The sequence below is a fragment of the Sphingorhabdus lutea genome (genome assembly GCF_001889025.1).
Classification (GTDB): Bacteria; Pseudomonadota; Alphaproteobacteria; order Sphingomonadales; family Sphingomonadaceae; genus Sphingorhabdus_B; species Sphingorhabdus_B lutea.
Window position 1 is genome coordinate 1,593,048 of record NZ_CP018154.1, and the last position, 14,402, is coordinate 1,607,449.

At 45.2% G+C, this 14,402-nt stretch carries 10 protein-coding genes; 8 read left to right on the top strand and 2 right to left on the bottom strand.

Annotated features, from left to right (window positions below; translation table 11 throughout):
- Positions 1–162: 162 nt before the first annotated feature.
- The gene (locus tag LPB140_RS07625) at positions 163–3,327 is read right to left on the bottom strand and encodes a TonB-dependent receptor domain-containing protein (RefSeq protein ID WP_072559322.1); all 3,165 of its coding nucleotides are present in this window, start codon (positions 3,325–3,327) and stop codon (positions 163–165) included.
- Between the two features lie 476 nt (positions 3,328–3,803).
- Here LPB140_RS07625 and phaR point away from each other — a divergent pair, with 476 nt between their 5' ends.
- From phaR to rnr, 3 genes are all read left to right on the top strand, one after another.
- Positions 3,804–4,394: a polyhydroxyalkanoate synthesis repressor PhaR gene (gene phaR / locus LPB140_RS07630; protein ID WP_072559323.1), complete on the top strand. Its 591-nt coding sequence runs from the start codon at positions 3,804–3,806 to the stop codon at positions 4,392–4,394.
- A 92-nt stretch (positions 4,395–4,486) separates the two neighbouring features.
- Positions 4,487–6,019 (top strand): proline--tRNA ligase, encoded by a 1,533-nt coding sequence (proS, locus tag LPB140_RS07635; protein WP_072559324.1) that lies wholly within the window; start codon positions 4,487–4,489, stop codon positions 6,017–6,019.
- Positions 5,982–8,318 carry a ribonuclease R gene (gene rnr, locus LPB140_RS07640; RefSeq protein WP_083550167.1) on the top strand — a complete coding sequence of 779 codons (2,337 nt, stop codon included), beginning with the start codon at positions 5,982–5,984 and terminating at the stop codon, positions 8,316–8,318. The genes proS and rnr overlap by 38 nt, the downstream gene beginning before the upstream one ends.
- A gap of 44 nt (positions 8,319–8,362) precedes the next feature.
- Here rnr and LPB140_RS07645 read toward each other — a convergent pair whose 3' ends face one another.
- The gene (locus LPB140_RS07645) at positions 8,363–8,818 is read right to left on the bottom strand and encodes a universal stress protein (RefSeq protein WP_072559325.1); all 456 of its coding nucleotides are present in this window, start codon (positions 8,816–8,818) and stop codon (positions 8,363–8,365) included.
- A gap of 145 nt (positions 8,819–8,963) precedes the next feature.
- Between LPB140_RS07645 and LPB140_RS07650 the strand changes: the two genes are divergently transcribed.
- The 5 genes from LPB140_RS07650 (at position 8,964) to LPB140_RS07670 (ending at position 14,339) form a co-directional block, all read left to right on the top strand.
- The gene (locus LPB140_RS07650) at positions 8,964–10,271 is read left to right on the top strand and encodes a pyruvate dehydrogenase complex dihydrolipoamide acetyltransferase (protein WP_072559326.1); all 1,308 of its coding nucleotides are present in this window, start codon (positions 8,964–8,966) and stop codon (positions 10,269–10,271) included.
- The gene (gene lpdA, locus LPB140_RS07655) at positions 10,268–11,677 is read left to right on the top strand and encodes a dihydrolipoyl dehydrogenase (protein WP_072559327.1); all 1,410 of its coding nucleotides are present in this window, start codon (positions 10,268–10,270) and stop codon (positions 11,675–11,677) included. The genes LPB140_RS07650 and lpdA overlap by 4 nt, the downstream gene beginning before the upstream one ends.
- Positions 11,678–11,703: 26 nt before the next feature.
- Positions 11,704–12,339 (top strand): peptidase associated/transthyretin-like domain-containing protein, encoded by a 636-nt coding sequence (locus tag LPB140_RS07660; RefSeq protein WP_156874167.1) that lies wholly within the window; start codon positions 11,704–11,706, stop codon positions 12,337–12,339.
- A gap of 50 nt (positions 12,340–12,389) precedes the next feature.
- Positions 12,390–12,965, top strand: a complete 576-nt coding sequence (locus LPB140_RS07665) for a phosphatase PAP2 family protein (protein WP_198024089.1) — start codon at positions 12,390–12,392, stop codon at positions 12,963–12,965.
- Between the two features lie 87 nt (positions 12,966–13,052).
- On the top strand, positions 13,053–14,339 hold the full coding sequence (locus LPB140_RS07670) for a Y-family DNA polymerase (protein WP_072559330.1): 1,287 nt from the start codon (positions 13,053–13,055) through the stop codon (positions 14,337–14,339).
- The last annotated feature ends 63 nt before the right edge of the window (positions 14,340–14,402 follow it).

The window sequence follows — 14,402 nt, forward strand, 5'->3', positions numbered from 1 at the left end:
GTGCATTATTGGCGCGTCTATGGCTTATCATATGCTTGCTATTTTTTGATAATATCCAAATTTTGCGCGTATATTTTCCACATTTTTATATTGTCATATTGACCAATAAAAAAGCCCCCCGGAAATGACCGAGGGGCTTTTCTTATATATTATTTACAAAACTTAGAATTCAAGTCTTAAGCCGGTATAGAAATAACGGCCAAAGCTATCATATGGGTCGCCGCCAGCTGTTCCAAGCAAACCAAGTGGTGGTTTACGATCGAACAAATTGTCAACGCCGAAGTAAAAGTCCATTTTATCAGCTACATCAATATCGATGCGTGCATTATGATACCATGCATCAGGATAATATACCTGAGGGAAGGCATCAGCATTTTGAGGTGCCAATGTTGTTACTTCACCTGCGGTACATGTACCTGTTCCAATACCGGTCAAGCCAGTTGTTGGGCAAATGCCTTGATATTGGTTTTGGGTTTCATATGAACCAATGGTTTGTTTGCCGATATAGCGTGTTGTCCATGAAAGCTCAAAGCCTCCAAAGTCATAGCTAGCACGGATATTTGCAGCAAAGCTGGGGTCACCCAATTCGCTTTTTTGACGATTTAAATCCAACGGATTTTGTGGATTTGTATAATTGTCTAGGGTTAGCAAATATGTCGCAATCGCGCGCAATTCAAATGACTGACCATTGTCAAAGCTCTTACGATATGAAACGTCAAAGTCGATACCTTCGGTTTTTTGAGCAGCAAAGTTAATGCCGCCAGAAATTACCGCAGGCTGCACAAACAAACCAGTTGCAGGATCACGGTTTACCGTGGCGCAGAAAGGATTGTTAATACCTGAAGCATTATCATAGCAAAGGCTGATAATTTGTCCTGCACCAAGCGCAGAAATCAAATTTTCAACATCAATTTTATAATAATCGACTGTGAAGTTTAAACCAGGAATAAAGCTTGGTTCAAAAATTGCACCAACGGTCCAGCTTTTGCCGCGCTCTTCAACCAAGGTGGGGTTGCCACCAGAAGCAAAGCCGGTGCTGGATGTACGAGCCAAACAGTTCTGCCAAGCTTGACCAACTACTGCAGGGAAAGAGCTGCCTGCGCATGCCGCAACAACCGCAGCATTTGCTGTTGTTGGAACACCCGCCGCAGCACAGTTTGCCGCACGATTTGGGTTGCCGCCTATGTTCGCTGAATCGCAAGGATCGGCGATTTGAGCGAAGTTTTGCGAAGCAGTGGAGTAAAGATCAGATTGTGTTGGAGCACGAACCGATTCAGAATAATTCACACGAAGTTTAATATCTGAAACGGGTGAGTAGATACCACCAACATTATATGACCATACTTTGTCCGTTGCAGTATTATAATCGGACATACGCGCTGCAGCAGTAATTTCCAAATTATTTGCAAATGGCAAGTCACGTAGCAAAGGAACACGAACCTCACCAAAAATGTCGACAACATTCAAATTGGGCGGTGTGAATGGTTGAAGTGCATTTAAGAATGTCGCACCCGCAGCGGTTAGGTCATCATAATATTCACCTGCGCGCTCTGAACGATATTCTGCACCAAATGCGAAACCAATTGGGCCGCCTGGCAATTCAAATAATTGTGACAAATCACCGCTGACGAAACCGCCAAAGTTGATTTGTTCAGCAAAGGCTGTCCGCTCGCCTTCTGTATTGATAAAGTCCAATGCAGCTTGGCTTGGCGAACCATGACCAAACATGTTCAAAGGAACACAATCAGGACGTGTGTTGGTGACAGCGTTAACACGGCAAATGACGCGTTGACCTTGGCTGTTTAACTCAAAATTGGTGCCGGTAAAGCTTGCTGGTGCCAAAACAGCATCAGACGCAAGGCCAAAACCATCAACATTTCCGTTAATATCACGCAATAACAAGTTATTTACTGAACGGCCTTTGTTTTCAAAACGGCCATAATTGCCGAAGATTTCATAACGCCAATCATCATTAAATGTGCCGTCAAAGCCGGCAACAACGCGGTATGTTTCACGAACCTGACGTTCACCACGACCACCAAAATCAACGTTGAAACGTGACATTGGAATGGTGCCTGTTGGCGTGGTGCAAAGACCATAGGTTTGAAGTGTCGCCAGTGCAGATGGGGTTAAGAAACCGTTGCTGCAGCTTAAAGCTGGTCCACTGCGTGTTTGTGGGCCACCAGAGAAGAAGCTTGGCTGGCCTTCGCCAGTAGCAATTGTGCGAACATATTTTGCTTCACTGAAGAAACGTAGTGCTTCGCTAAATTCAAAGCTGCCAAGGAAGTTAGCAGAATAACGCTCTACGCCAACTGCCAAAGAACCAGTGTTACGAAGAGTTGAGCCTTCGCCACCTTGTTGGTTACCCGAACCAAATGCAGAGAAACCGCGTGTTGGTGTGTCAAGAAACACATTGCCTGCGCTATCAAAACGCAAGTAACGACGCGCAGCAGATGATGATGCGTCTATAGTGCCAATTGTACCACCATCAGAAATAGAGGCGTTGTTAATACCGCAAAGGAAAGTGGTATCCGACGTGCCATTGCCAGCTGCGGGTTCACCAACGGTGTTTTCAGTCAGCTGAAATTGGCAACGGCCGCTATAAGCGCCAGTCAATTCATCGCGATCACGGAAGAATAATGGCGCTGCACGGCCATATTCCAACGCCATGGCAACATTGCCACGACCGTCGGCGAAATTCTTACCTGCTGTTAAGCTAACAAAATTTGTTGCGCGGTCGCCACGGCTTGAAATACCCGATTGCGCACGTGCGGCAATACCATCATAATCGCGGCGCAAAACAAAGTTTACAACGCCTGCAATCGCATCTGAACCATAAATGGATGAGCTACCGCCGGTAACAACGTCGACACGCTCTAACAAATCGGTTGGAATGGTGTTTACGTCAACCAGATAGTTGCCGGCATCCGCACTAACATGACGGCGACCGTTAACGAGAACCAATGTACGAGAAGTGCCAAGTCCGCGAAGGTCAAGTACGTTTAAGCCAGTCGTGCCGATAAAACGGCTTGAATTGCCTGAGCTGAAAGTAGAGCGCAATGATGGAAGATCATTTAAAGCGTCACCAAGGCTGATATCGCCACGTTCTGTCAATTCGGCAACATCGACCGTAGTAATCGGAACGTTAGATTCCAATGTTGGACGCGCGATCCGCGAACCGGTTACGATGATGGCCTTGCTTGACGAGGCTTCTTCTTGTTCCTCTGCATTATCATCTTTTTGCTGGCTCTGTGCCATAGCTGGCATAGAAGCAGCGATGGCAAGTCCGATAATCGACCCTGCAATCATTAACTGAGATTTTCTCATATTAGCTCCCTTAATTTTCAATATGAACAGTCCATTCATTTACTGTTAATATGACTTAAAAGGGGTTGAAATTAAATTACAAGCATATGTTGGCGTTAAATATCAGATAAAAATTTACTGTTGCAGCAATGCAACGGTTAAAATTTGCTATTATAGATTGTAATTTTGATGGAGTATATTATTATGTAATTGTTTTTAATGAAATTTTAATGTCATGATGATGTAATATTGTTCGCTTAAATGGCAATAAACTATAGACATGGGTGTAAATAATAATTTACCGATATTTTACATTTTATAAAAATACTCATAGAAATTAAGCGTGAAATTCCGAGTGAATATATTTTAAAGCCATTAAATATAATGGATTCTCTTCCATCACTGTTGCTGAAATATATCTTTGTTGCGGCGCAGCGAATTTTAATGCTATTATAAGGTTTAATTTGTAATTTTATTAAAGTTAGGCTCCACAAAAAATGAAGAGCGGCGGGAAAAATAATAGTGGTGGTGCAAATGCATCAACGCCAATTATCATCAAAAAATATGCGAATAGGCGTTTATATAATACGCAAAATTCAAAATATATTACTCTTGATTTTTTGGCAGAGTTAATAAGAGATAATGTCGAATTTACCGTTATTGACGCCAAAACCAAAGAAGATATTACCCATCATGTATTGACCCAAATCATCATGGAGGAGGAAACAAATGGTGAAAACCTGCTTCCCGTTGGATTTCTGCGCGATATAATTTCAATGTATGGCAAAAATATGCAGGCGATGGTTCCATCTTTTTTGGAAAATTCCATGCAAAATTTCCGCAAAAATCAAAAACAATTTCAGGACATTGTTGAAACGGCGATTACATCTGGCCCATTTGGCGATATTGCAAAGAAAAATATTGAAATGGCGCGTAGTGCAAAGGAAATGTTGTTGGGCGGCTTTGTCTCTACGGGGCAAGAGGCTTCTAAATCGGCGGATAAAAATGCCAAAGATGATGAAGTTGCCAAATTAAAAAAACAAATTGAAGAAATGCAAAATAAAATCGATGAGATTCAAAATAAATAGGCATTTTTCATATTCTGCATTTTACTTTGTCTGAATAAATGGCAATTGAAGAATGATATAATTTTCAACAAATATAAATTAAGCGAGTTTAGATGATCCGTCATGCGTTAAATAACCACAGAAGCAAGGACTTTGCTTCTTGGTATCAAGAATTAATTTCTGCGGCTGATTTAGCAGAGGAATCCGGTGTTCGTGGATGCATGATAATGCGCCCCTGGGGCTATGGTATTTGGGAACGGATGCAGGCTTTATTGGACAGGGAAATTAAGGCAACAGGCCATGAAAATTGCTATTTCCCTTTATTCATTCCGCTTTCCTATTTTGAAAAAGAGGCAGAGCATGTTGATGGTTTTGCAAAGGAAATGGCTGTTGTTACCCATCACCGCCTGACCAAGGGTGAAAAGGGGTTAATTGTTGACCCTGATGCAAAATTAGAAGAGCCATTGGTGGTGCGTCCGACGTCGGAGACCGTGATAGGAACGGCATTTTCCCGTTGGCTGCAAAGCTGGCGTGATTTGCCCTTATTATATAATCAATGGGCCAATGTTGTTCGTTGGGAAATGCGCACGCGCATGTTTTTAAGGACCAGTGAATTTTTATGGCAAGAGGGCCATACCGCGCATGAGACGCGCGAAGATGCGGTCGAAGAAACCATGAAGATGCTGGAGGTGTACCGCAGCTTTGCCGAGGATAAATTGGCGATGCCGGTTATTGCAGGTGTGAAGCCCGAAAATGAGCGTTTCCCCGGCGCAGAGGATACATATTCTATTGAAGCAATGATGCAGGATGGCAAGGCGTTGCAGGCCGGCACTTCACATTTTCTGGGCCATACTTTTGCCAAGGCGCAAAATATCCGTTTTCAAGATCGCAATGGCGATTATCAATATGCCTATACTACCAGCTGGGGCGTCTCTACGCGCATGATTGGTGGGGTTATTATGTCTCATGGTGATGATGATGGATTGCGTCTGCCACCTGCAATTGCACCGCAGCAAATTATCATTATTCCCATGTTAAAAGAAAATGATGGCGATGAGCAATTATTGAATTATTGCAAAAAGTTAAAGTCAGAAGTTCAAAATATTTCTGTTCTTGGTGAGCCTGTTCGTGTGCTTTTGGATGTAAAGGCAACAAAGCCAAGTCAGAAACGATGGTCATGGGTGAAAAAAGGCGCGCCGATTATTATTGAAGTGGGCGCGCGCGATATGGATGCTGGAAAAGTTTCCTTCTTAATTCGTCATCAATTATATCAAGAAAATGGAAAGCCCAATTTTCACATCATGGGTGTGAATGAATTTGCCGATAATGCCGGTAAAATATTGGAAGATATGCAGGCATCATTATTTAATGAAGCAAAGCATCGGACCCAAGAAAATATCATTGAAAATGTTGAAAATTTTAATGATGTGAAAAAATATTATGCAAATGCCGGTAAATATCCTGGTTGGGTAAAGGTGAATTGGGCCAGACCAACCGGCGCGGAATTGGAAGAAATTGTCAAATTGTTGAAATCTGAAAAATTAACATTCCGCAACAGCCCGATCGAGGATGGTGCAATCTCAGGTCGCTGTATCTTTACCGGACGCGATGCTGTTGAAAGCATTTATATTGCGAGAGCATATTGATTTGACCGATAGTAAAAAACCAAAAAGCGGCGCCGATCATGAAGGATTGCCCACTGCAAAGCAAATCATCAAATTTATTGAAGAATATGATGGAAATGCAGGCAAAAGGGAAATCGCCCGCGAATTTGGTTTAAAGGGTCAGCGTAAAATTTTGCTAAAGGCTTTGTTAAAGGACATGACCGATGATGGCCTGATTAACATGGCACCGGGCAGGGCGTTTCACAAAATGGGCGGCCTGCCCAAGGTTACCGTGCTTAAAATTGTAGCGATTGAGGGTAATGCGCCAATTGCCATTCCCGAAAAATGGGAAGCGGAGGGCAAGCCGGCCCCGCAATTACGTGTTCAAGAACGTGGAAAATCAATGCGTTTGCGCGTTGGTGACCGTATTTTGGCACGCACAGAAGAGCGGGGGCAGGGCTGGTTCGCATTTGCCATTAAAAAATTGGCTGAGGCGGATCAAATGATAATGGGTATGGTGCAAATTTTGCCCAATGGCCGCCAATATTTACAACCTGTTGATAAAAGAAACCGAAATAATTTTGCAATTTCGGGCGGGGTAGAGGCAAAGGATGGTCAATTAGTATTGGCCGAGTTAAAGGGCCGAAGCCACCATAAAAAGGCGCATATTGAACAAATTTTGGGCGATCCTTTCGAAGGGGCCAGCCTGTCCATGATTGCGGTGAATAAATTTGGGATACCGCATCATTTTAATGGCCGCACCGAAAAAGAAGCCGAGAAGATTAGCAAAAGCTCCTTTGGCAAAAGGACGGATTTACGTCATATCCCATTTGTAGCAATTGATCCACGTGATGCGCGGGATTTTGATGATGCCATTTGGGCTGCGCCGTCAACATCACCAGACAATATTGGCGGTTTTGATGCGATTGTAGCGATTGCAGATGTTAGTTTTTATGTGCGCCCGGGAAATGAGTTGGATATTGAGGCACGAAAGCGCGGCAATAGTGTTTATTTTCCCGACATGGTCGTGCCGATGCTGCCCCATATTTTATCATCGGGCATGTGTTCGTTAAAACAGGGCGAAAACCGTGCGGCAATGGCATGTCATTTGGTGGTCGATAAAAATGGCAAAGTGACGTCATGGCGTTTTGAACGCGCCTTAATCAAATTATCTGCCAATATCCCTTATGAGGATGCACAGGCCGCCATTGATGGCGTAAAACCACATGAGATGACTGAAACAGCGCTCCGGCCCTTATGGGATTGTTGGGCATTATTGTCAAAAGCGCGGGCAAGGCGAGAACCATTGGCCATTGATATGCCCGAACGTCAGGTTAAAATTAACGAACAGGGTGAGATTGTCGATATTTCGGTGCGCGAACGATTGGACGCGCATATGTTGGTTGAGGATTTTATGATTGCCGCCAATGTTGCCGCGGCCAAGGCATTAGAGACGAAAAAAGCGTCTGTAGTTTACCGTGTGCATGAAGAACCATCACGAGAGAAAATTATTGCGTTAAAGGAGTTTTTGGCAAGTCTGGAAATTCCACTCGCGCTTGGGCAGGTAATAAAACCAAGTTTATTCAACAACATGCTAGCCAAAGTTGATGATGATTTGATTAAGCCGCAAATTATGGAAGCGGTATTGCGTAGCCAGATGCAGGCATATTATGGGCCCAAAAATATGGGGCATTTTGGATTGTCCCTTGGCAGCTATGCCCATTTTACCAGTCCAATTCGGCGTTATGCTGATTTATTAGTGCATCGTTCTTTGGTTGATGCCTATGGGCTATTTACAAATGAAGATGGCAGCAATGATGGTACGGGATTAGCACCATCGGACAAAAATGCGCTGGATAAAATTTGTGAGAAAATAAGCGTTTTTGAACGCCGCGCAATGGAAGCCGAGCGAGAGACAATTGATCGTTATGTTGCCGCCTATATGGTCAATTTTGTCGATAAAGTTGTCGAAACGCGGATCACATCGGTTAAAAATTTCGGTTTTTTTGCCACGGTAAAGGATATTGGCGGCGATGGTATTGTGCCCATTTCTTCGCTGGGAAGTGAATATTTCCATTATGATGAAGCCGAACAGGCGCTTTATGGCGAAAAAAGCCGCACTGTTTATAAGGTGGGGCAAATAATAAATTTACGAGTGATGGAGGCAAATGTCGCCACGGGCGGTATTAAATTTGGTATATTGCACGAAGATTATAGCAATGAAGAGGGTGGAAATTCACGAAATAATAAATCATCAAAACCCAAAATGGCCGGGAAATATAAGGCCGGGGCGAGGGGGCGTCCGGCCAATATTCGCCATAAAGGACGCAGGCGTAAATAATATTAAGATAAATTCTAATAAATAATCTTAACCCATTTTATTCATTAACTAATCCTATCAATATCATCACGTCCCAATGATCCGGGAATTAAAATTATGGGGCAGGGCAATGTTCCAGCATTTGTCCCTGCAAAATGGCTAACCAATGGTCCAGGATTGCCGCTTGCCGCTGTGCCAAGCACCAGTGCGGAAATATCTGCATTTTCCTTTATTAAATCGCGAACAATTTTCACACCATTGCCCGCGCGGACCGTAATGCGCGGTCTAACCCCCATTTCGTCAAATAATTCGCCCGCTGCATTGGCGACCAATTCTTCTGCTCTAATCTGTGCTTCATCTTCTAAAGTGGCCTGAACCCCGCCCCATGGTATATGTGCTGTTGGTTCAACCAATGTCAAAATATGCACTGCGCCGCCGGTTTTTGCGGCACGGCGTGCAGAAAACCGCAATGCCAATTTGGCTTCTTCTGTATCATCAATGACCACCAAATATACGCGCATATATCATCCCCTTATTTAATGAATGCCCCATTTATCCTGAAGCTGCGCCATTTTAGTTTCCGATGCAAGCATTAGCTTCTTGACCCTAGGGTTTGCTTGTCTCTAATGATGCTATATAGATTCTATTTTTTTTAAGGACGACTAAATGGCCGTTGAGTTAAAAATGCCTGCGCTTTCCCCTACTATGGAAGAAGGGACGCTTGCCCGTTGGTTGGTAAAAGAGGGGGATAATGTTTCCTCTGGTGATTTATTGGCGGAGATTGAAACCGATAAGGCAACCATGGAGTTTGAAGCAATTGATGATGGCGTTATCGCCAAAATATTGGTTGCGGAAGGCACGGATAATGTAAAAGTGGGCGATATTATCGCGATTATTGCAGAGGAAGGCGAGGATGCATCTTCGATTGATTCTGCACCAGTGGAAACGGCGGCAAAGCAAGAGCCCGCAAAAGTAAGTGCAGCACAACCTGCCGAATCAGCTGCAGCATCGCCAGCGCCATCGCCAACAGCAACACCGGTGGCAGCGGCCAAAAATGGCAGCCGTATTAAGGCCAGCCCATTGGCGCGCAGATTGGCCGAAAATAAAGGGGTAGACCTTGCCAGCTTATCAGGAACTGGTCCAGGTGGCCGGATTGTAAAGGTCGATGTTGAGGGCGCGTCTGTTGCACCTGCCAATTCTGCTTCAGCGACTGCCACATCTTCTGCCAGTGCGGGCGCTTCTCCTGCCATATCGGCCCCTGCGCCGGTTGTTGCGGATGATAATATCCCGCATAGCGTTGAAAAACTCACCAATATGCGCAAAACCATTGCCCGCCGTTTGACCGAGAGCAAGCAGCAAGTGCCGCATATCTACCTTACTGTGGACATTCAGCTTGATAAATTGTTGAAATTACGCAGCGAGCTTAACGCTGCATTAGAACCACAGGGCGTGAAATTATCGGTGAATGATTTGCTTATCAAGGCATTGGCAAAATCGCTTATCGCGGTACCAAAATGTAATGTCAGCTTTGCTGGAGATAGTTTGATAAGTTATAGCCGCGCAGATATTAGCGTGGCGGTCAGCATCCCTGCTGGGCTTATCACCCCGATTATTCAGGGTGCGGATACCAAAAGCATCAGCGCAATTTCAACCGAGATTAAAGAGCTGGCTGCTCGCGCAAAAGAAGGCAAATTACAACCCCATGAGTTTCAGGGCGGCACAGCCAGCCTATCCAATATGGGAATGTTTGGTATTAAACAATTTGAGGCAGTGATTAACCCACCGCAGGCGATGATTATGGCCATTGGTGCGGGTGAGCAGCGGCCCTATATTGTCGATGGCGCATTGTCGGTTGCGACTGTTATGAGCGCGACAGGCAGCTTTGATCACCGCGCGATTGACGGTGCGGATGGCGCACAATTGATGAAAGTTTTTAAATCACTGGTTGAAAATCCATTGGGGATGTTGGCATGAGCAATTATGACTTAATCGTTTTGGGCTCTGGCCCTGGTGGATATGTGGCCGCCATTCGTGGCGCGCAATTGGGATTAAAAGTCGCCATTGTGGAGCGTGAAAATCTGGGCGGTATCTGCCTTAATTGGGGGTGCATCCCGACCAAGGCATTGCTGCGTTCGGCGGAAATTTTCCATTATATGAACCATGCCAAGGATTATGGGTTGGCGGCTGAAAAAATTACCGCAGATATTGATGCGGTGGTAAAGCGTTCGCGCGGGGTCGCAAAACAGCTTAATCAAGGCATCGCCCATTTGATGAAGAAAAATAAAATTACCGTGCATATGGGCAATGGTGTGATTACCGCACCGGGTAAAATGACTGTAAAGGGTGATAAGGGTGAGGAGCAATTAACCGCCAAGCATATCATTATTGCCACGGGCGCGCGTGCCCGCGACCTTCCCTTTGCTCCGGCAGATGGTAAGCGCATTTGGACATATCGTCACGCGATGGTGCCGCCCGAAATGCCGAAGAAATTATTGGTCATCGGTTCGGGCGCAATTGGCATTGAATTTGCCAGTTTTTACAATGATATGGGCGCGGATGTTACCGTGGTGGAAATGATGGACCGGATTGTTCCGGTGGAGGATGCAGATGTGTCTGCATTTCTTGAAAAATCATTGACAAAACAGGGGATGAAAATCCATACAGGAGCAGGGGTTGAGGCGCTTAAATCCTCGGCTGCTGGTGTCACCGCAACCATTAAAACCAAAGATGGCAAAAGCGGATCTCATGAATTTTCGCATTGCATCGTTGCCATCGGAATTGTTCCCAATAGCGAGAATATTGGCCTGGAGGCGTTGAAAATTGAAACAACGCGCGGTCATATTAACACCGATCCCATGTGCCAAACCAATGTAAAGGGCATTTGGGCCATTGGTGATATTACCGCGCCGCCTTGGCTTGCGCATAAGGCAAGCCATGAAGGCGTGATTGCGGCCGAAGCAATTGCTCAGGCATTGGGCAATAAAGATGTACATCCCCATGCAATGGATGTGCGCAATATTCCCGGCTGCACCTATTGCCATCCACAGGTGGCGAGCGTTGGTTATACCGAGGCAAAGGCCAAGGAGTTGGGCCATGAATTAAAAATTGGCACTTTCCCTTTTATCGGCAATGGCAAGGCGATTGCTTTGGGTGAAGCAGAGGGTTTTATCAAAACCATTTTTGATGCGAAAACCGGTGAATTGCTTGGCGCACATATGGTGGGCGCAGAGGTGACCGAGTTAATCCAAGGATATACTATTGGTAAGCAGGCCGAATTGGTTGAGCAAGATTTTATGCAAACCGTGTTCCCTCATCCAACATTAAGTGAAATGATGCATGAGAGTGTGCTTGGCGCATTTGGAAAAACATTGCATATGTAGGCATTGTCAAATGTGAGGAGGAGGCAATGGCGGACATAAAAGTCTCTTTTCCAGAGCCATGCAGCGAAAGCTGGAGCGCGATGGAAAGGCAAGGTTGTAACCGGTATTGCGCCTCCTGTGACACTGTCGTTCATAATCTGTCCCAATTGACAGTGGATCAGGCCGAGGCTTTATTGGACAACAATGATAAAATTTGCGTGCGCGCGCAAATTTCTCCCCTTGGTGTCATTCGGACATTGGATGGAACAAAAAATAAATCGCGGCGTTTTGTCGCAGCGGTTGGTGCTTCTCTTTCCTTGGCAACAGCGGCATGTCAAACAACTGCTTCACCCAATGTTACACCGCGATATGAAATAAATGGGCGGTTTAATTCATATTGGCAATCAAATGCTTATTTAACATCGGATAGCGGAAAGTCATATTCGTTTAAGATATATAAAGATGGCAAATTCCGTTTTACCAATTTGCGCGCCGGCACTTATAACTTATCCTTTACCGGATCATGTGGAGAAAAAACCGATATTGGTCCGATTCTCGTGAATGAGGATATTATGTTGGGTGAGGTAAAAGATATGGGCGATGATAATTCGTGCATCATTATTGGTGTGATGGTACGACAAAACAAATTTGCATTAAATGGTAAGATAAAATCCGGTACATGAAATATATTAAATCACCATATCTAATAATTTTGGCCTTGTTCTTCATTGTCATGGTTATATTTTTGGGCTTTATGACGGGCACAAATGCCTTGACCCGTACCGATATCTGGCTTGCGCAGAATTTGGCTTTGCAAATTGGCGCATCATCAGAGGCCATCATCACCATCATGCAGGGGATTAGCTGGATTGGCGGCGGGATTTCGCGATATATAGTTGTTGTTTTATTGGCGATAATATTATGGCGCAAAATAGATGTTAGAACAGGCGTTTCATATGTCGTGATGGTAGTCGCTACTAATCTATCTTCTGATTTGTTAAAGGCATTTTTTGCACGGCCACGTCCCGATTTCGTTCCGCATCTTGATGGGGTTTCAAGTTTTGCCTATCCCAGCGGCCATGCCAGCTGCGCTGCGGCGATATGCCTTGGCTTTATCTTTTTTATGAATGGCAAATTACCATCCATTTGGGCAAAAATATTTATTTTCGCGGCCTTTATCATGGGGATGTCGCGCATCATGCTTGGCGTGCATTGGCCCACGGATATTTTGGGCGGTTGGTTACTTGGTTCTGCCTTTGCGTTTTTGGGTTATGCCTTGGTGCGCTTTTTGGGCATAAAATCAACATAATAGATTATGATTATTAATTTTGTTCTCATCATGCCTTAACAAGAACAAAATAAGAACATATAATGTCCAGCCGCGAATCAACGCGGCATGGATATGCCAATGGAACAAAGCCCGCTTAAATGGTTATATGTCGATTTTAACAGCTATTTTGCCAGTGTAGAGCAACAGCTTCAACCACATTTGCGTGGTAAGCCGGTGGCCGTTGTTCCGGTGGAAACGGACAGCACATGCGCCATTGCGGCCAGTTATGAGGCAAAGGCATTTGGCGTCAAAACCGGCACGGCCATTTGGGAGGCACGAAAATTATGCCCCGGACTTATCTGTGTCTTGGCCCGTCATGACGCCTATGTTGATTTTCACCACCGCGCGATTGATGAGGTAAACCGCCATATTCCGGTAAGCGAGGTGTGCTCAATTGATGAGGTGGCTGCCCGATTATTAACCAATGAGTCATCGCCAGAGGCCGCACGGCGCATTGCCATGTCGATAAAAAGGGGGCTTGTCGCCAATTTAGGGGAATTTGTGAAATGTTCCATTGGCATTGCGTCGAACAAATTTCTGGCCAAGGTGGCAACCGATTTACAAAAACCCGATGGGTTGACCATTTTAATGCCCGATGAGGTAAAACCACGCTTTATTGCCGATTTAAAGCCCAGCGACCTGCCCGGTATTGGCCGCAATATGGAAAGACGGCTTCGCCAACATGGCATTATTACGATGGAGGATATTTGGGCATTGGACAGGCGGCGAATGCGCAGCGTGTGGGGCAGTATTTGGGGGGAAAGAATGTGGTATTATCTGCGCGGATTTGAAATTCCCGACGTGGAAACAAAACGCAGCAGCATTGGGCACAGCCATATGCTTGCCCCGATATTACGCCCACCGGATCAGGCGATAAATGTCGCACGGCGGTTAACGATGAAGGCATGCAGCCGCCTACGCCGGATGGAATATCATGCCACGATTTTCGGCTTTTCCGCGCGGCTTGCCGATGGACGACGGATAAGGGCGGAGGCGCGGTGTCGCCCTGCACAGGATAATATGACATTTTTGGATATGCTGATATGTTTTTGGGAGGGGCAGGTGCCACAGGGGCGCGGAATATTGATTACAAAATTATCGGTTGTGCTGCACGGGTTGGTGGCGAACAGCAATATTCAACCTGATTTATTTGACGCTGTCAGTCCACAATCACAGCGCCCCATCAGGGATGTGGAAAAAATGAAGCGATTATCCTTTGCAATGGATAGGATTAACCGCCGATTTGGACGCGATAGTGCCCTTATCGGCATGTTGCCGCAGCAGGGGCGCAGCTTTTCGGGGACGAAAATCGCCTTTACCCGGATACCAGATAGGGAAGAGTTTTTGGAATGAATGTAATTTGCGCTTGAAACAGGCAATATTTTGTCGTCATGTCGGAAAAAGAGAAATGATAGG